Here is a 16,776-nt window from a genome sequence, read left to right as displayed (position 1 = left end):
CTGCTGCTGTCACCGACGCCGATGCGCTACCCGCGCAGAACCCCGCTGCCGGCCGAACGCTACCTGTACCTGGACGGCTGCGTGCGCAGCGAGGCGCCCTACATCCCGCCGCAGTTCCCCCGGCACGATGATGCACCGCTGATCTACGTGAGCTTCGGCAGCCTGGGCGCCGCGGACGTGGCGATGATGCGCCGGCTGATCGACGCCGTGGCGCAACTGCCCTACCGCTTCCTGATCAACGTGGGCGCCTACCGCGAGCATTACGACACGGTGCCGGATAACGTCTACCTCGACAGCTGGTTCCCGCAGCCGGCGGTGCTGCGCGAATGCCAGCTGTTCGTCCATCACGGCGGCAACAACAGCTTCTGCGAGGCGCTCTACCACGGCCTGCCGTCGGTGATCATCCCCTACTGCTGGGACGGCCACGACAACGCCCGCCGCGCCGAGGAAGTCGGCGTCGCACGCTACCTGCCGCGTTTCGAGGACCCGATCGCGGCACTGCCTGAAGCCCTGTCCGAACTGCTCGCCGACCAGGCCATGGGCCAACGCCTGGCCGCCGTACGCGAACAGATGCAGGCATCCCGCGGGACCGAGATGGCTGCGCGAGCCATCCTCGAAATCTGCGCCGACTGACCATTCGCTGGCACAGTCAATGCACGCCTGAATGTGCTCTGCACAACGGACGCGGTGAACCAGCCCTCTGGTTTCACCCCGTCCGCCCCCTCAGATGCTTTTGTTCACAACGCCTTCATTTCGGCAATGTCGCGCGCCACCTGATCCGCAGAGTGGTCGAACATCGACTGCTCCTGGGCATCCAGCGGCAACTCGATCACCCGCACAAGTCCCTGGTCCGCCAGTACACAGGGGACGCCCATGGCGATGTCCGTTCGCCCGTACTCGCCCTCGAGAATCGCCACCGTCGGCAGAATGCTGTTTCGCCCATTGGCGATGGCATCCACCATCTGCGCAATGGCCACGCCCGGCGCGTCGCAGGCGCTCCCCAGCTTCTTCAGGCCCAGGATCTCGCCGCCACCCTTGCGGGTGCGCTCCACGATCCGCTCGATCTGCTCGCTGGACAGGAAATGGGACAGCGGCACCGAACCGATCGCACAGTAGCGCATCAGCGGCACCATGCTGTCGCCATGCCCGCCCAGCACCAGCGCCGTGATATCCCGCGCAGAAAAGCCGGTCTCCTCGGCAATGAAACACTTCATGCGCGCGGTATCCAGCACGCCCGCCTGGCCGAACACCCTGCCGCGCCCCAGCCCGCTGAGGCTCCAGGCCCGATAGGTCAGCACGTCGACCGGATTGGATACCACCAGCACCGTCGCCGCAGGGGCATGCCGATTGATGTCCCGCATGATGCCGTCGAGAATCGGCAGGTTGATGCTCAGAACATCCTGGCGCGACTGACCCGGCTTGCGCGGCACGCCTGCCGTAATCACCACCAGTTCGGAGTCCTGCAGCATTCCGGCATCGGCCCCGCCATGAACCCGGCTATCGGAACCGGACTCGACGGCCGCCTGCCAGACGTCCAGCGCCTTGCCCTGGGCCAATTCGCCCTGCACATCGATCAACATCAACTCACGACAGAACTCTTCCCGGGCGATGATCTGGGCCGCCGCCTCGCCCACCATGCCGGCACCCACAATCGATAGTTTGTTCACCTCACACCTCCCGGCGGCGCGCGCCACCAGGAACACGCCTGCCTGTACAGGGAAGTATTGCCCGCTCAGGCTAAAAGGCCACCCGATACGACCGGCGCCGTCTCCCGCCGACGTTCGCCGGTCCCGCGACGCTGGCAGACAGAAAAACGTCGGTGTGCTGCCTTCCCAAGCACGACAGGCGACCGGCAAGATAGCCCGACTCGCTGCCGCGCTTCGGTAGCCCAACCTGTCGACCTGGAAACCCCATGCAACCGCGCGACCTTGCCGCCTACCTGTTCCTGGCGATCGGCTGGGGGCTGTCCTTCCTGGTGCTGCTCAAGGCCATCGCCGGTTTCGGCTGGGTCGGCGCGGTCAGCTTTCGCGCGCTGATCGCCAGTTTCACGCTGTTCGCCGTGGCGAAGCTGTCCGGTCGCAAGCTGAATTTCGAGGGACTGTGGAAGCCGCTGTGCGTGGTCGGCGCCACCACGGTGGCCGGCCAGTTGATCGGCATGACCTATGCCACCCCGCGCATCGGCACAGCGATGGCGGCGATCTTCGTGGCCGGGATTCCGCTGTTTTCCATGCTCATCGGCCGCGTCTGGGGCCTGGAGCGCATTACCTGGAGCGGTCTGGGCGGGCTGGCCCTGGGCTTCTTCGGCATGGTGCTACTGGTGGGCTTCCCGGCGGTGCCGGTGACCCACGCGTTCATCCTCGGCTGCATCGCCTCGGTGTTCGGCGCGGTGTGCGCGGCCTTCGGCAGCAACTATGCGAGCCTGCGCCTGCGCACGGCCGGCCCCTGGGAGGTGACCTGCGGCGCCTTCCTCATCGGCGGCCTGCTGACCCTGCCGCTGCTGATCTGGGTGCCGGTTCCGGGTACGCCGCAGCCGATGGATTTCCTCTACCTGCTGCTGTGCGGCTGCGTATTGAGCGCGGTGAACTACGTCGTTTACTTCAAGCTGGTATCGCGCATTGGCGCCACCAGGACCATCAGCGTGGAATTCGTGGTCACGGTGGTCGCCGTGCTGGTCGGCGCGCTGGTGCTGGGCGAGAGCCTGTCGCTGATCCAGGGCCTGGGCGCGCTGACCATCCTGGCCGGCTGCGCCCTGGTGCTCGGCCTTGTACCGGGCACCAGGGCACGCACCGCCAGTTAGACCACGGACGCCTGTGCGGCGCTTGGCGCCGCGTCGTCGCGGTCGATCACTTCCATCGGCAGGCGCGAGGTTTCACGCAGCATCCACGAGCAGAACGCCACCAGCGCCAGCGCTGCCGCGCCGTACAGGGACACGCCGAAGGGATTGCGATCGGTGGCGATGAGGATGGCAGTGGCGACGCTCGACGCCGTGCCGCCGCCCACTGCCGCGCCGATCTGGTAGCTGAAGGAAATCCCCGAGTAACGCATCTCGCGCGGGAACTGCTCGGCCAGGAACGACGGAATCGGGCCCTGGGTCGCGCCCATGAAGAAGCCCACGGCAATATAGGCCAGCAACGCCAGCGGCAGGTTGTGCTGGCCGATCATCGGGAAGAAGGCGAACAGCCCCAGGGCCATGATGCCCGCCCCGAAGATCATCACCGTACGGCGACCGAAGCGGTCCGACAGGTGCCCGAAGAACGGCGCCGAGACGACGATAGCCACCGACAGGGAGAAGTCGAACAGCAAGGCTTCGCTGCTGGTGTAACCGATGTCGGTTGCATAGGCGAGGAAGAAGGTGCTGCCGATGTAGGCGATGGTGACGTAGCCGAAGGCGATACCGATGCACAGCAGCAGCTCGCGCGGACGACGGCGGAAGGCTTCCATCAGCGGCATGCGCGCCGGAGCCTTGGCGGCGGCCTTGGGCTGCGACTCCACGGTGTTCTGCAGGCGCGCATAGAGGCCGATCAGCACCAACACACCGCCGAGCCAGAACGGAATGCGCCAGCCGATTCCGGTCAGGTCGTCGTTGAAGGCGAAGCTGACGATGGCGAACACGGCCGAGCCGAAGATACCGCCGATACCGATACCCATGCTGGTGAAGCTGCCCCACAGGCCACGACGGCCCTTGGGTGCCACTTCGATGCCGAACAGCGCGGCGCCGCCCCACTCGCCACCGGCGGCGAAACCCTGCACCAGGCGCAGCAGCACCAGCAGGACGGGAGCCGCGGCACCCAGCGCGTCATGGGTCGGCAGGAAGCCGATCAGCAGGGTGCTGCAACCCATCAGCACCAGGGTCGCGACCAGCGCCTTCTGGCGGCCGTAGCGGTCACCCAGGTGGCCGAACACCACGCCCCCCAGGGGACGGGCGAAGAAGCCGGCACCGAAGGCCGCGAAGGCGATCAGTACGGCGGTGAGGCGATCCATGCCGGGGAAGAACAGTTGCGGGAAGACCAGCGCGGCGGCGTAGCCGTAGATGATGAAGTCGTAGAACTCCAGCGCGGTGCCCATGCCGGAAACGCAGAAGGTGCGAAAGGCCGAACGGGACCCCGGTGCAGCAGGTGTGTGATCGATCATGGCGGTTCACTCTTGTTTTTGTGGCAACACGAAACCCGCGCGACGGTCGTCAGACCGCCGCGGGGCACGAGGATCGGAACTACGGGATTACGTCAGAAGCGCAGGAAACCTTCGTCCGCCAGCTTCTTCGGCGTGCCGGCGACGTACTCCAGGGCGCAGCCTTCGGTGTCGATGCCGACACTCAGCAGGGTTTCCCAGCGCTCGGTGTCCGGCTCGGACATATCCGGGTGGAAGCAGACGATGGCCTGGTCGCCTTCGGCGCCACAGAAGGCGGCGGCGCGCTCGCGCAGGGCCACGCCGGTCATGCCGGCGGTGCCGGCCTTGAGGTGGTCCAGGCGCGCATAGGTGGTGGAAACGTCGGCGGTACGCTCGCCCCAGCTCAGTTCGCCATCGAGGAAGTGGTTGGTGTGCAGCAGCCAGCCGTCCTCGCGCGGCACCACCACGGAGGTGTGCGCCGGGCTCATCTCGATGCTGGCGGCGCGGGCGCGCACGTCGTCACGGGTGAACACGCTGAGCACGGTGGAAGCGCTGACCCGCGCCGAACGCGCCATCTCGACGGCCTCGGTGACGCTGGTCGCCTCTTCCAGCACTCGGCGGGCAATGGCATGCACCGGCACGCCGGCGCTGCCGTTGTCGCTGGCGTGGTGCAGGATGTTGAAGTGCACGCCCAGGCCCGCGCTGTTCACGCCGATCTTGCCGAGCATGCCGAACTCGGTGAACAGCTTGGCGGTCAGGCCGGTGGCGCCGGGGAACTGCAGCAGCAGGCCGTGAGGCACCAGGCTGTCGTGCCAGTCCCAGGTCTGCAGGCTGCGCGGGGCGGCGGCGCCGGCGGGTGCGTGGATGGAAGTGGAGCACTCGCCTTCCACCGGCTGCTGCGGCATGACCGCCAGCACTTCGGTGCGCGCGTTCAGCGCGGCCAGCTGCCACAGCGGCAGGTCGACGCCCAGGGCGAGGCCCTCGACTTCACGGGCCAGCGCCGGGCACCAGTCGGCCAGCGCGCCGAGGCTGCCTTCACCGATGGAACGGGCCTTGTCGATCTCCACACCTACGCGCGGGAAGAAGTCCAGGTACAGCGCCACGGTCTGGCGGATCTGCTCGGCGAAGGTTTCGCCGATCTGCCGGCCACGCTGCAGCGGGTCGCGGATGTCGGTGGTGAAGGTGTGAAGAATCACGGCAAGGCTCCTGCAATTGCTTTTGTTTCAACGAAAGTGGAGCGCCGGGGCGCTCCGGGTGGATCAGAGTTTGTCGTCTGGACGACTATAGACTTCGCAGCCGGCGAACCAGGTCTTGAGCACCTGGGTGTCGCGCAGCGCTTCGGGCTCGACGGTGAACACGTCGCGGTCGACCAGGATCAGGTCAGCCTGCTTGCCCGGCTTGAGCGAACCGATGCTGTCTTCGAGACGAATGGTGCGCGCGGCATTGAGGGTATAGGCCTGGAACATGGTCAGGCGGTCGATGTCCTCGGCGGCGTTGAGCACCCCCTTGGGGCCGACGCGCTTGACTGCCTGGTAGATGGCCTTCCACGGATCGGGCGTGGTGATCGGCCAGTCGCTGGCGCCGGCGATGGTCGCGCCGTTCTTCAGCAACGAACGCGCCGGGTACATGTGCATGAAGGCCATGGCGCTGACGTAGGGCTTGACCAGGTCCACGCTGTTCTCGTCGGCGGCGGCCCAGTAGAGCTGCATCGAAGCGATCACGCCGAGCGGCTTGAAGCGGGCGAAGTCCTTCGGATTGACCATCTGCAGGTGGGTGATGGAGTGCGGGATGCCACTGTTGCGGTCCTTGCGCGCCTGCTCGATGCCATTGAGGGACTCGCGCACCGCGCGGTCGCCGATGGCGTGGACGTGCACCAGCCAGCCACGGGCGTCGGCGGCGCTGACCAGCTCGCCGAAGTGCTTCGGATCGATCAGCAGTTCGCCGAACTTCTTCGAGTTGCTGTAGGGCTCGAGCATCGCCGCGCTCTGCGCCGGCATCTCGGCCACGCCGTCGGCGAAGACCTTGATGCCCGGCAGGCTCAGATTCTTCACGCCGAGGAACTGCTGGCGCACCTTGTCCAGTTCGTCGAGGTCGGCCGGGGTGGCCTTGGAGTCAGCCATCAGCAGGGCAGCGACGTGAGCGGTCAGTCCGCCCTGTTCCGACAGCATCTTGTACGCCGGCAGCACGCCCACCGAATCGTTGTGGATGTCGCCACCGGGGTTCTCGTTGGCCAGGGGCTCCATCCAGGCGGTGATGCCCAGCTCGTGGTAGTAGCTCTGCGCCCCCTTCAGGGCTTTGAGCAGCTCGTCGTTGGTCGCCAGCGGCAGCAACGCCTGCACCGGGTAGAGGCCGGCATCCACCAGGAAGCCGTTGGGCTTGCCGTCGGCGCTGTGGCCGATGGTGGCCTGTTCTTCTCCCTTCAGCGACTGGACCTTGGCGGCGTCGATACCGGCCAGGTCGAGCAGCGCCTGGTTGGCCCAGCCGGTGTGGTAGTCGCCGCCGGCCAGAAGGATCGGTTGCTTCGCCCATTCGCCCTGGTTGAAACGCTGCTGCAACTCACCGAGCTCGTCCCAGAAAGCCGTGGGCACGCCACCGACATAGAGGAACTGGCCACGGCGGGCGCGGCCATCGTCACGCCACTCGCGCAGCTTGCTCTCGAACTCGGCGATCGGCATGTCCTGGTTGTCCAGGTTGGCCTGGAGCATCTGCAGGCCGCCCTTGACGAGGTGGGTGTGGGAATCGATGAAACCGGGCATCAGCACCTTGCCGTGCAGGTCGATGACCTGCGTGCCGGCTTGCTTGAGCTTGAGGATCTGCGCATCGGAACCGACAGCGAGGATGCGGCCGTTCTCCACCGCCACCGCCTGCTGCAAGGGCTGCCCCGGCTCGGCGGTATAGACCTTGCCGCCATGGAGGATGAGATCAGCGGCCGCCATACTTTCCATCGAGGAAAAAGCGCATGCCATGGAAAGCAGCGTCGGAATCAGTAGTTTCATCGCAGATCCTTAGTTATTGTTGATCTGTGGCGAAGGTTAAGCAAAAGCCCTGTCGGCTTTAACACTGACTTCCCGCACAACTTCTATTCCCATCAGGAAGTAATCCTTGGACAAGATGACCGCGCTCACCATGTTCGTCGCCACGGCCGACCACGGCGGCTTCAGCCGTGCCGCGGAACAGCTGGGCAAGACGCCCTCGGCGATCACCAAGGGGGTGGCGCAGCTGGAGGCCGAGCTGGGCCAGCGCCTGTTCGAGCGCACCACGCGACGAATGGCGCTGACCGAAGCCGGACACATCTACCTGGAAGGCGCTCGCCAGGCGCTGATGCAGTTGCAACGCGCCAGCGAAGAAGTGGAGCAATTACAGACCGAACTGCGCGGCAGCCTGCGCATCGCCGCCCCACCCTCCTTCGCCCCGGCCTTCTTCAATGCGGTGTGCTGCCGCTTCCTGCGCGAGCATCCGCAAGTGCGCCTGGAGGTGGACCTGGCCGACGAATTCGCCGACCTGGTGGAAGGTGGCTACGACCTGGCCCTGCGCGACGGCCCCATCGACCTGCCCGACGTGATCGCCCAACCGCTGATCGAGAACCGCCTGATGCTCTGCGCCACGCCGGCCTATCTGACCGGCAAGGGCATGGACGTGACCTTGGACAACTATGAGCAGCACGACTGGCTGATCTTCCGCCACCCGCTGCTGAACCGGAATTTCTGGTGGGTACAACGCGACGGCGAACGCATCCGCATCCGGCAGCCGATGCCGCGCGTCGCCAGTGACAACTACGACTTCCTCCTGTCCTGTCTGCTCGACGGCCAGGGACTGCAGTTCCTCCCGCAATGGAGCGCGCAGCCCTATCTCGCAAGCGGCGAACTGGTGGAGCTGCTACCGGACTGCTGGCGCGACCAAAGCGCCTTCGGGCCCTGGGTGCATGTGCTCTACCTGCCGCACCGGCGCAGTACGCGCAAGGTGCGGGTATTCATCGAATACCTGCGGGAGCATCTGCTGGGGAAAGGGTTGGTCTGACCTTCAGATCGACGCGGTGGCGCAAGCGATCGCGGACGGAGTCCGCTCCTACGCAGCCAGAAATGCCGGCGTCCACCTGTAGGAGCGCGCCATGCGCGCGATCGCGGGCGCTGCCCGCCCCTATACGGGATTCCGGTTTTGCTTTCGTAGGAGCGGACCCTGTCCGCGAAATCCAGCGCGGCGGAGTCCGGCCCTCCCCGGTGACTGCAGTGCTCAGCGCCGAATCGTAGGAGCGAGCTTGCTCGCGAACCGACCAAGCGCCGGCCCTGCCGGCGGATCGCAGGCATGGCCCGCTCATACAGAGAGTCACCGGCATGGCCGGTGCCTCACCACGCCTCACATCACTTGATGTACCACCCCCACGGCTGGTCGCTGAGGTACTCGGTGACCTGCTTGGTCTCCAGGTAGTTGTCCAGCCCCCACACGCCCAGCTCGCGGCCAATGCCGCTCTGCTTGTAACCGCCCCAGGGCGCCTGGGTGAAGGTCGGCTGCGAGCAGTTGACCCAGACGATGCCGGCGCGCAGGCCGCGACTCACCCGCTGGCAACGCGAAGGATCGGCGGACATCACCGCCGCCGCCAGGCCGAACTGGCTGTCGTTGGCCAGGCGCAGCGCCTCGGCTTCGTCCTTGAAACGGCGCACGGCGAGCACCGGGCCGAAGATTTCCTCGCGCCAGACGGCGCTCTCCAGCGGCGCATCGATGAACACAGTCGGCTCGACGAACCAGCCCTTCTCGCGATGGGCCGGACGCTTGCCGCCGGTGACCAGCTTCGCGCCATCACGCACGCCGGCCTCGATGGCCTGCAGCACCTTGGCGTGCTGTCCGGCGCTGACCAGCGGGCCGAGCAGCACGCCCGGCTCCAGGCCGTTGCCGAGGGTGATGCGGAGGGCTTCTTCGACCAGGCGTTCGATCAGTCGGTCGTGCAGGCCCTCCTGCACCAGCAGGCGCGAGGTGGCGCTGCACACCTGGCCCTGGTTCCAGAAGATGCCGAACAGGATCCACTCCACCGCCGCCTCGATATCCGCGTCATCGAAGACGATGAACGCCGACTTGCCGCCCAGCTCCAGGCTGACGTTCTTGATGTCCTGGGCGGCCGCCTGCATGATCGCGCGCCCGGTCGGCACACTGCCGGTGAAGGCCAGCTTGTCCACGCCCGGATGCGCCGAGAGCGGCGAACCGGCGTCACGGCCCAGGCCGGTGACCACGTTGAGCACGCCTTTCGGCAGTCCCACGGCATCGGCGGCGGCCGCCAGTTCCAGGGCTGTCAGCGGGGTCAGCTCGGAAGGCTTGAGCACGGCGGTGCAGCCAGCCGCCAGTACCGGCGCGACCTTCCACGAAGCCATCAGCAGCGGGTAGTTCCACGGGATGATCTGCCCGGCCACGCCGACCGGCTCGCGCAGCACGCGGCAGGCGAAACGCTCGTCGGGCAGCGCGACCACGTCCCCTTCGCCGTTCAGCCCTTCAGCCAGCTCGGCGTAGTAGTCGAAGCAGCCGATGGCGTCGTCGATATCCCACTGCGCCTCGGGCAGCGGCTTGCCGTTGTCCTGCACTTCCAGGCGGGCCAGGTCTTCGCGGCGGCCACGCAGGTTGTCGGCGATGGCGCGCAGGTAGCCGGCGCGTTCCTTGCCCGTGCTGCGGCCCCACTCGCCCTCGTCGAAGGCCCGACGCGCGGACTGTACGGCACGGTCCACGTCCTCGCCGGTCGCGGCGGGGACTTCGGTCAACACGGCTTCGCTGGAGGGTTCGTACACCTCGAAGCGGCCGCCCTGAGCGGGCGCCTGCCATTGGCCGTCGATATAGAGCTGGTCGCGCATGCAAGGTCTCCTGAGCGTGCTGGAATGCTTGTGGGCCGAGCATAGGGAACTGGGCGCAGGGTTGATAACGCGAACGCCGTGCATGCGGGCACGCGCGGAGCGGCCATGCTGGTACATGGCACCCCGTAGGATGGGTGGAGCTTGCGATACCCATCGGCAGGGTCACCCGCGATTGATGGGTATCGCTTCGCTCCACGCCATCCTACAAATGCGATCCGCTCACGAAATCGCCTTCTGTTCCAGATACGCCTTGGGCGACAGCCCCGTCTCCTCGCGGAAGCAGCGGTAGAAGGTCGACAGTGAGCGGAACCCCGCCGCCCGCGCCAGTTCGTCGATGCGGGTAACGCTGGTAGCACCGTCGAGCTGGCTCAGCAGATGACGCAGGCGCAACTGGTTCAGGAACTGGTAGAAGCTCAGGCCCAGCACCTGGTTGAGGAAGTAGGAAATCTGGTTGCGCGTGTAGCCGGTGGCCGCCGCGACCTGGGGCATGTCCAGGTCGGGGTTGAGGAACGGCCGGCTCTGCTGGAAATACTGCTGGATATCGCCACCCAGTTGACTGAGCTGCCGGGCCGACAACCCCAGGCGGCTGTCGGCCATGCGCGGTTGCGGATCACTGGCGGGCTTTTGCGGCTGGCCGACCAGCGCCGCGTGCTCGTTGACCCGGACGATCCGGCCATCACGCACGGTGTACGCCTCGGTGGCGCGGAAGGACACCAGCCCCTGGGTGCCGCGCAGGGTCACCTGGTACTGCAGGAACGCCGTGTCGCCATCCACCCGCAGACGGTCGGTGTAGACCTGCGACTCATCCCCCGCCGCCGGCATGCTGGTCCGCAGGTACTCGCGCAGCTCCGTCGGATCGATCCGACGCCCCTGAAAGAAATCGGTGTACTCCACCTCCGGGTCGAACAATGCCATCAGCGCATCGATGTCATGGCTGCGCCAGGCCTGGTGATAGCGCATCACCACGGCGTGGGTGGCGGCGCTCTTCGGGTCGGCCTGGTAGGTCGCACCTTCGAGGGTGGCGCTCCAGAGCTGCTCATCGCTCATTCAATTTCCCCTGCCGGTCTGTGCCGGCTCCGATGCTCCGGGCGTGCCCGCAAAGAGCGGCGGACCGTATGCCTGGCCCCCGTGAGCGTTACAAGATTTCGGACGCGGCCCGCTGGCCGCATTTTTCTTCCGACATTCTGCCGGAGTTTTCCGATGACATCCGCCCAACTTGCACGCGCCACTCCCAGACCCTTCTGGCTCGACACGCTCGAACCTGCACCCGCCGCCCCCGCGCTGGAGGCCGATCGCCGCTTCGATCTGGTGGTGGTCGGTGGCGGCTTCACCGGCCTCTGGACCGCCCTGCACGCCCGCCAGCGACAGCCGGGCGCAAGCATCGCGGTGGTCGAAGCACGTCGTTGCGGCGGCGAGGCCAGCGGGCGCAACGGCGGCTTCTGCGCACCGAGCATTTCCCACGGCGTAGGCAATGCCCTGCGCCGCTGGCCGGAAGAAGCCGAAACCCTGATCCGCTTGGGCCGACAGAACCTCGACGAGTTCGAGGCGGACCTCAAGCACTTCGGCATGAGCGTGGAGTTCGAACGGCGCGGCAAGCTCAGCGTCGCCATGCAGCCCTGGCAGGTCGACGGCCTGCGCGGCATGCAGCGTAACTACCAGCACTTCGGCATCGACTGCGAGTGGCTGGAAGGTGCGGAACTGGCACAGAAACTCGATTCGCCGATGTACAAGGCCGGCGTCTTCGAACCCAATTACGCGCTGCTCAACCCGGCGAAGATGGCCGCCGAGCTGCGCCGGGTGTGTCTGGAGCAGGGCATCGAACTGTTCGAGAACACCCCCGTGCACGAGCTGCACCCGCTTGGCGACCGCCTGATGCTGCGCTGCGACCGTGGCGAGCTGGAAGCCGGGCAGATCGCCCTGGCGACCAACATCGCCCCGCCGCTGCTCGGCCACCTGAACACCAGCGTGATCCCGGTGTACGACTACTCGCTGGTCACCCAGCCGCTCACCGACGACCAGTTGCGCGCCATCGGCTGGGTCGACCGCTACGGCATCGCCGACGCCGGCAACCAGTTCCATTACCTGCGCAAGACCGCCGACAACCGCATCCTCTGGGCCGGCTTTGACGCCATCTACCACTTCGGCAGCCGCCGCGACGAAGCCCTGACCCAGCGCCCGGAAAGCTTCCAGCGCCTGGCCGATCAGTTCCGCGAGGCCTTCCCGCAGCTCGGCCCGGTGGAGTTCAGCCATGCCTGGGGCGGCATCATCGATACCTCGGCACGCACCACGCTGTTCACCGGCTGTGTGCTCGGCAACCGCGTCGCCTACGCGCTGGGCTTCACCGGCCAGGGCGTGGCGGCCAGCCGCTTCGCCGCGCTGAACATGCTCGACCAATTGGCCGGCGAACGCACCGAGCGCACCCAGTTGCGCATGACCTCGCAGAAGCCCTTCCCCTTCCCGCCCGAGCCGCTGCGCTACCTCGGCGTGCGCCTGGCCCAGCGTTCGCTGGCCAAGGAAGACCGCACCGGCCGCCGCGACCTGCTGCTCAAGACCTTCGATGCCTTCGGCATCGGTTTCGATTCCTGATGGAGACCTTCATGTCCACCCTGCCCCGCCACGTCATCGACTTCGCCAACCCGCAGCTCGCCCCCCAGGAGCGCGAGATCAACGACCCGGCCATCGTCGATGCGCCTTACCGGAGCCGCAGCTGGCGACACTTCGCGGCGCCCGAGAAGAGCGCCATCGCCGGCATCTGGGAAGCGGGCGTGCACCTGGAGCGCTGCGAGTGCGACTACGACGAGCTGTGCCACATCCTCGAAGGCACCGTGCGCCTGACCGACGCCGACGGCGTGGCGAAGACCTTCGGGCCGGGGGATTCCTTCGTGGTGGCAGCGGGCTTCAAGGGCACCTGGGAAAACCTCACGCCGGTGCGCAAGGTGTATTTCATTCTCGGCTAAGCCCAACTCCAGGATGGATTCACAGGATTCGTAGGAGTGGACTCCGTCCGCGATTGGCTTCGCCCAACTCCGGACGACCGGCGCGGCGTCGATTCGATCGCGGACAGAGTCCGCTCCTACGCAAAGGTTGGCCTCTTCGAGAGAACCCCGCCTAACTGCCCCCGCCCGACGCACCGGAACGCCTGCTAGCCGTACGTCTGCGCACGCTCCACGGTGAATTGAAAAGGCTATAACTAGCGGAACGAAACGGCGGACCGCCCAGGCTCCCCCTGCAACGACCGCCCCTGCTGGCCTCTATCCTTTGCCCGGATCAGGTTTCCCGGCCTGATCGGCGCCCGCGGCGCGGAGCGGTGTGATGACTTCCAGAGCATGGCAATGGGCTCGCAGCAGCCTTCCCGGCTGCATCGGATTGGCTCTGCTGGTCGCGCCGCTTCACGCCAATGCCCTGTTCAAGTGCCAGGCACCTGACGGCACCGTCAGCCACAGCAGCCACGCCATACCCGGCGCGCGCTGCACCCTTCAGAATGGCAAGGCTGGTCGGAGCGGCAGGACGGGGACCAGTTCCCGCGCAGAGGCCACGGCCGCGCCAGGCATCGTGCGGGGCGCACAGCGCATCCGGGTGTACACCTTCGTCCACAATGGCGTGCGCCAGTATGTGAGTCGTCGCCCCGTCGGCATCTCCGCGCGGGTCGATGTGCTGGAGGTGTATTACATCAAGGGTTGCTACCTGTGCCGGGCGCCGAAGGACTTCAATGTCGCTTCGTTGCGCCTGGATACCAACTCCTACCGGCGGGAGATCGAGGCCGCTTCGAGCCGCTACGGCGTCGACCGGGCCCTGGTCCGTGCGGTGATCCATGCCGAATCGGCGTTCCAGCCCAACGCCGTTTCCATCGCCGGCGCCCAGGGGCTGATGCAATTGATGCCCGACACCGCCGTGCGCTTCAACGTGGCCAACCCGTTCGATGCGCGACAGAACATCCGCGGCGGCGTGCGCTACCTGGCGTGGCTGCTCAAGCGCTTCAACGGTAATCAGAGGCTGGCGCTGGCCAGCTACAACGCCGGTGAAATGACCGTCGACAAGTACAACGGGATACCGCCCTACGCCGAGACGCAGACCTACGTCGCCCGCGTGCAGTCGCTGACCGAGCGCTATCGCAATCATCGGTAAAGGTTCTGGTACAGCGATGGTTCGCGAGCAAGCTCGCTCCTACAGCCAGGCCGAACTCCGGCGCGCTCTTTGTAGGAGCGAGCTTGCTCGCGAACCGCACCGCAGCGGTGTGTAGGGGCGGATAACCTGGAACAGGTTATCCGCCGGACCGTCCTGCCCACGTAGGAGCGGACTCCGTCCGCGATGGGCTGGCCCGCACTCCGTGATCTGCCGGATCGGCGGCGAATCGATCGCGGACGAAGTCCGCTCCTACGCTAAGCTCACCCCTGCGCCCTGCCGGTCAGCCGAACCTCCACCCTGCCGTCGCCAGGCGCGTGTCCAGCGCGGCGAGATCGGCTTCCACCCGCGCAGCCGGTTCCGGCATGTAGGCCAGCGGATCGGGCAGCGTGGACGGTTGGCCCAGGAATCCTTCCGTCGCGGCATGCAGGCAATACGCGCTGTAAGCCGGGTTGTAGCCGCCTTCCTGCACCACCAGCAGCCGCCCCTGACAGAGTTCGTCGGCCAGCGCGCGGGCGCGGCGGGCCAGGCGGTTGAAGCCCTGCATGGTCACCAGCTGGCGGCCGTTGGGGTCGAACTGCGAGGCGTCCAGGCCGTTGGCGATGATCAGCAGGTCCGGCTTGAAGGCGCGCAGCGCCGGCTCGACGTAGCGACTGAAAACCCTCTCGTAGAGCTGGTCGCCCGAGCCCATGGGCAGCGGCAGGTTGAGGTTGCTGCCCAGCCCCGCGCCGTAGCCGCGCTCGTCCGCCGCGCCGCTCTGCGGGTGGCTCGGCCCCCAGGCGCCGTGGTCCATGTGCAGCGACACGGTGAACACCGAAGGATCGTCGTAGAAACCCTCCTGCGTACCGTTGCCGTGGTGCACGTCCCAGTCGACGATGGCCACGCGTTCCAGCCCCGCCGCCTGCGCGGCGCGCGCGGCAACCCCGACGTTGTTGAAGAAGCAGTAGCCGTCGGCCATGGCCGGTGCGGCGTGGTGGCCCGGCGGGCGCACCAGGGCCATGGCCGGGTTGCCGGTCGCCAGCACGCTTTCCAGCGCCAGCAGACTGGTGCCGGCGGCGGCCAGCAGCCCGGCGAGGCTGCCGGCGGACATCAGGGTGGTGCTGCTGAAGCGCTTGCCCTGGGCATCGGCCTCGAAGATGCCGCGCAGGTAGTTGGCATCGTGGAAGCGCAGCAGTTCCTCTTCGCTGGCGTGGCGGCCCTTGTGCCAGCGCAGCGAATCGGCGACCGGCCCGCGCTGGAGGATGGCGCGCATGTTGAGCAGCCGGGGATTGCTCTCCGGGTGCAGCTGCTGCTCGGCCAGCAGGTCGCTGGGCGGCGCCTCGAACACGCCGGCGGCGGTGTCGTGGCGCAGCACGTCGTCGTGCCAGAAAACATCCATCGTGTGACTCATCGGAAACCCTCGGACTTCATCACTGCGCCCGCAGGCGCAGACATACAGAACGGATTCGCCCCCGGACGGCCAGCGAAGAGCCGCCAGAGGGCGAACTTCACTCAATCGATGATGGTGAGTTCCGGCGGCAACTCGGACAGGCTCGCCGAACCCTTCTCGCCGCACAGCACGGTGTCGCCGAGCTTGATGCCGAAGCCTTCGTTGTACAAGGACAGGTTGGGCTCGATGGAGAACGACATGTTCGGCTGGAACACATGGTCGTCGGCCTCATCCACCATCATCGCCTCCAGCCAGGTCGGCGGGTAGGCCAGGCCCAGGCTATAGCCGATGCGGTGCACGCGGGTGCGCGACAGGTCGATGCGGTCGAGGATCTGGTTGCACACGCGGTTGGCCTCGCCCACCGGGGTGCCCGGCTTGGCGATGTCGATGGCGGCGTTGAAGGCCTCGGTGAGCAGGGTCGCCACTTCCTTCACGCGCGGGCTGGGTTTGCCGATCACCGCGGTGCGCATGAGGATGGCGTGGTAGCGGTTGCATACGCCGGCGTGTTCGAGGATCACCACGTCGCCGTGGCTGATGGTCTGGCGGTGCGGCATGGCGTGGGTCATGGTGCTGCGGCGGCCGGTGGCGCACATCGGGCTGATCGCCGAGTACTCGCTGCCGGCGCGGCCCAGGGCGTTGGCGACGATGCCCGCCACTTCCACTTCGGAAATGCCCGGACGCAGCGCTTCGAAGGCGGCCAGCATGCCCTGGTCGGCCATGCGCGCGGCGCTGCGCTGGTACTCGATTTCCTCGGCGGTCTTGATCAGGCGGTTCTCGGCGACCAGCGGGCCTGCGTCCTCGAAGCGCGCTTCGGGCATATAGCCCAGCAAGGCGTTGTACTGCGCCGGGGAGAAGGTCGAGGCGGTCATTTCCAGGCCGATACGCGCCTGGGACAGGCCGGCCTGGGCGAGCACGTCGGCGACTATCTTCAGCGGGTCCTGTTTGGCGATGTCATAGAAGATCGCCTCGTTGATGCACGACAGCTCCCAGGTGCAAGGCTCCTCGCTGGTGCGGGTGAGGAACACCGGCTCGGCCAGCTTCGGCGAGATGATCAGCGCCTGGTACCAGAGGAAGCCCAGGCTGTCGAAGCCGGTCAGGTAGTTGATGTTGTCCGGGTAGTTGACCACCAGGGCATCCAGGCCACGATCGGCCATGCGCCGTTTGACGGCTTCGACGCGTTGACGGTAGGTGCGCGCGGGGAAAGCGGTAAGCATGGGGATTCCCTCCTCAGGGACAGGCAGGTGTTTTGCAACAGAGTGGTTGTGGTCGCCAGGGCGGCGACCGGAT

Annotated in this window: 14 protein-coding genes; 6 read left to right on the top strand and 8 right to left on the bottom strand. The window is 66.8% G+C overall.

The genetic code is table 11. The annotated features are described in order from the left end of the window. The coding region (locus tag J5M67_RS25860; protein WP_279381582.1) for a glycosyltransferase at positions 1–633 on the top strand (633 nt) is incomplete at its 5' end. Between the two features lie 104 nt (positions 634–737). Here J5M67_RS25860 and J5M67_RS25855 read toward each other — a convergent pair. Continuing rightward, entirely contained in the window at positions 738–1,667 is a 930-nt protein-coding gene (locus tag J5M67_RS25855; protein ID WP_207888276.1) for a malate dehydrogenase, read from the bottom strand. Between the two features lie 245 nt (positions 1,668–1,912). On the opposite strand from J5M67_RS25855, the gene J5M67_RS25850 reads away from it, so the two are divergent. Further along, positions 1,913–2,797: a DMT family transporter gene (locus J5M67_RS25850; RefSeq protein WP_207888275.1), complete on the top strand. Its 885-nt coding sequence runs from the start codon at positions 1,913–1,915 to the stop codon at positions 2,795–2,797. On the opposite strand, the gene J5M67_RS25845 is transcribed toward J5M67_RS25850, so the two are convergent. From J5M67_RS25845 to J5M67_RS25835, 3 genes are all read right to left on the bottom strand, one after another. After that, entirely contained in the window at positions 2,794–4,131 is a 1,338-nt protein-coding gene (locus J5M67_RS25845) for an MFS transporter (protein ID WP_207888274.1), read from the bottom strand. The genes J5M67_RS25850 and J5M67_RS25845 overlap by 4 nt on opposite strands. A 92-nt stretch (positions 4,132–4,223) precedes the next feature. Further along, on the bottom strand, positions 4,224–5,303 hold the full coding sequence (locus J5M67_RS25840; RefSeq protein ID WP_207888273.1) for a C45 family peptidase: 1,080 nt from the start codon (positions 5,301–5,303) through the stop codon (positions 4,224–4,226). A 63-nt stretch (positions 5,304–5,366) separates the two neighbouring features. After that, positions 5,367–7,103, bottom strand: a complete 1,737-nt coding sequence (locus J5M67_RS25835; RefSeq protein WP_207888272.1) for an amidohydrolase — start codon at positions 7,101–7,103, stop codon at positions 5,367–5,369. 106 nt (positions 7,104–7,209) lie between these two features. Between J5M67_RS25835 and J5M67_RS25830 the strand changes: the two genes are divergently transcribed. Further along, positions 7,210–8,124 (top strand): LysR family transcriptional regulator, encoded by a 915-nt coding sequence (locus tag J5M67_RS25830; protein ID WP_207888271.1) that lies wholly within the window; start codon positions 7,210–7,212, stop codon positions 8,122–8,124. Positions 8,125–8,465: 341 nt separating this feature from the next. On the opposite strand, the gene J5M67_RS25825 is transcribed toward J5M67_RS25830, so the two are convergent. Then, positions 8,466–9,938 (bottom strand): aldehyde dehydrogenase family protein, encoded by a 1,473-nt coding sequence (locus tag J5M67_RS25825; RefSeq protein ID WP_207888270.1) that lies wholly within the window; start codon positions 9,936–9,938, stop codon positions 8,466–8,468. Between the two features lie 219 nt (positions 9,939–10,157). Then, positions 10,158–10,985: a nuclear transport factor 2 family protein gene (locus J5M67_RS25820; RefSeq protein WP_207888269.1), complete on the bottom strand. Its 828-nt coding sequence runs from the start codon at positions 10,983–10,985 to the stop codon at positions 10,158–10,160. Between the two features lie 153 nt (positions 10,986–11,138). Here J5M67_RS25820 and J5M67_RS25815 point away from each other — a divergent pair, with 153 nt between their 5' ends. The 3 genes from J5M67_RS25815 to J5M67_RS25805 all read left to right on the top strand — a co-directional run bounded on the left by J5M67_RS25815 (position 11,139) and on the right by J5M67_RS25805 (position 14,063). Further along, positions 11,139–12,524, top strand: a complete 1,386-nt coding sequence (locus J5M67_RS25815; RefSeq protein WP_207888268.1) for an FAD-binding oxidoreductase — start codon at positions 11,139–11,141, stop codon at positions 12,522–12,524. Between the two features lie 11 nt (positions 12,525–12,535). Then, positions 12,536–12,895 (top strand): cupin domain-containing protein, encoded by a 360-nt coding sequence (locus tag J5M67_RS25810; RefSeq protein ID WP_207888267.1) that lies wholly within the window; start codon positions 12,536–12,538, stop codon positions 12,893–12,895. A 355-nt stretch (positions 12,896–13,250) separates the two neighbouring features. Further along, positions 13,251–14,063 carry a lytic transglycosylase domain-containing protein gene (locus J5M67_RS25805; protein WP_207888266.1) on the top strand — a complete coding sequence of 271 codons (813 nt, stop codon included), beginning with the start codon at positions 13,251–13,253 and terminating at the stop codon, positions 14,061–14,063. A 280-nt stretch (positions 14,064–14,343) separates the two neighbouring features. Here J5M67_RS25805 and J5M67_RS25800 read toward each other — a convergent pair whose 3' ends face one another. Both J5M67_RS25800 and J5M67_RS25795 read right to left on the bottom strand, forming a co-directional pair. After that, positions 14,344–15,438 carry a hypothetical protein gene (locus tag J5M67_RS25800; protein WP_207888265.1) on the bottom strand — a complete coding sequence of 365 codons (1,095 nt, stop codon included), beginning with the start codon at positions 15,436–15,438 and terminating at the stop codon, positions 14,344–14,346. Between the two features lie 113 nt (positions 15,439–15,551). Continuing rightward, positions 15,552–16,703: a Xaa-Pro peptidase family protein gene (locus J5M67_RS25795; protein ID WP_081516858.1), complete on the bottom strand. Its 1,152-nt coding sequence runs from the start codon at positions 16,701–16,703 to the stop codon at positions 15,552–15,554. Positions 16,704–16,776: the final 73 nt, after the last annotated feature.

This window comes from Pseudomonas sp. 30_B (genome assembly GCF_017491605.1).
Classification (GTDB): Bacteria; Pseudomonadota; Gammaproteobacteria; order Pseudomonadales; family Pseudomonadaceae; genus Pseudomonas.
The sequence above is the reverse complement of the archived record's forward strand: the minus strand, read 5'-3'. Positions and strand labels throughout refer to the sequence as shown.

What these genes read in the sequence shown, in the direction of transcription:
- J5M67_RS25850 (WP_207888275.1), top strand. Translation starts at nt 1,913, where the DNA reads ATGCAACCGCGCGACCTTGCCGCCTACCTGTTCCTGGCGATCGGCTGG.
- J5M67_RS25845 (WP_207888274.1), bottom strand. Translation starts at nt 4,131, where the DNA reads ATGATCGATCACACACCTGCTGCACCGGGGTCCCGTTCGGCCTTTCGC.
- J5M67_RS25835 (WP_207888272.1), bottom strand. Translation starts at nt 7,103, where the DNA reads ATGAAACTACTGATTCCGACGCTGCTTTCCATGGCATGCGCTTTTTCC.
- J5M67_RS25825 (WP_207888270.1), bottom strand. Translation starts at nt 9,938, where the DNA reads ATGCGCGACCAGCTCTATATCGACGGCCAATGGCAGGCGCCCGCTCAG.
- J5M67_RS25820 (WP_207888269.1), bottom strand. Translation starts at nt 10,985, where the DNA reads ATGAGCGATGAGCAGCTCTGGAGCGCCACCCTCGAAGGTGCGACCTAC.
- J5M67_RS25815 (WP_207888268.1), top strand. Translation starts at nt 11,139, where the DNA reads ATGACATCCGCCCAACTTGCACGCGCCACTCCCAGACCCTTCTGGCTC.
- J5M67_RS25810 (WP_207888267.1), top strand. Translation starts at nt 12,536, where the DNA reads ATGTCCACCCTGCCCCGCCACGTCATCGACTTCGCCAACCCGCAGCTC.
- J5M67_RS25805 (WP_207888266.1), top strand. Translation starts at nt 13,251, where the DNA reads ATGACTTCCAGAGCATGGCAATGGGCTCGCAGCAGCCTTCCCGGCTGC.
- J5M67_RS25800 (WP_207888265.1), bottom strand. Translation starts at nt 15,438, where the DNA reads ATGGATGTTTTCTGGCACGACGACGTGCTGCGCCACGACACCGCCGCC.
- J5M67_RS25795 (WP_081516858.1), bottom strand. Translation starts at nt 16,703, where the DNA reads ATGCTTACCGCTTTCCCCGCGCGCACCTACCGTCAACGCGTCGAAGCC.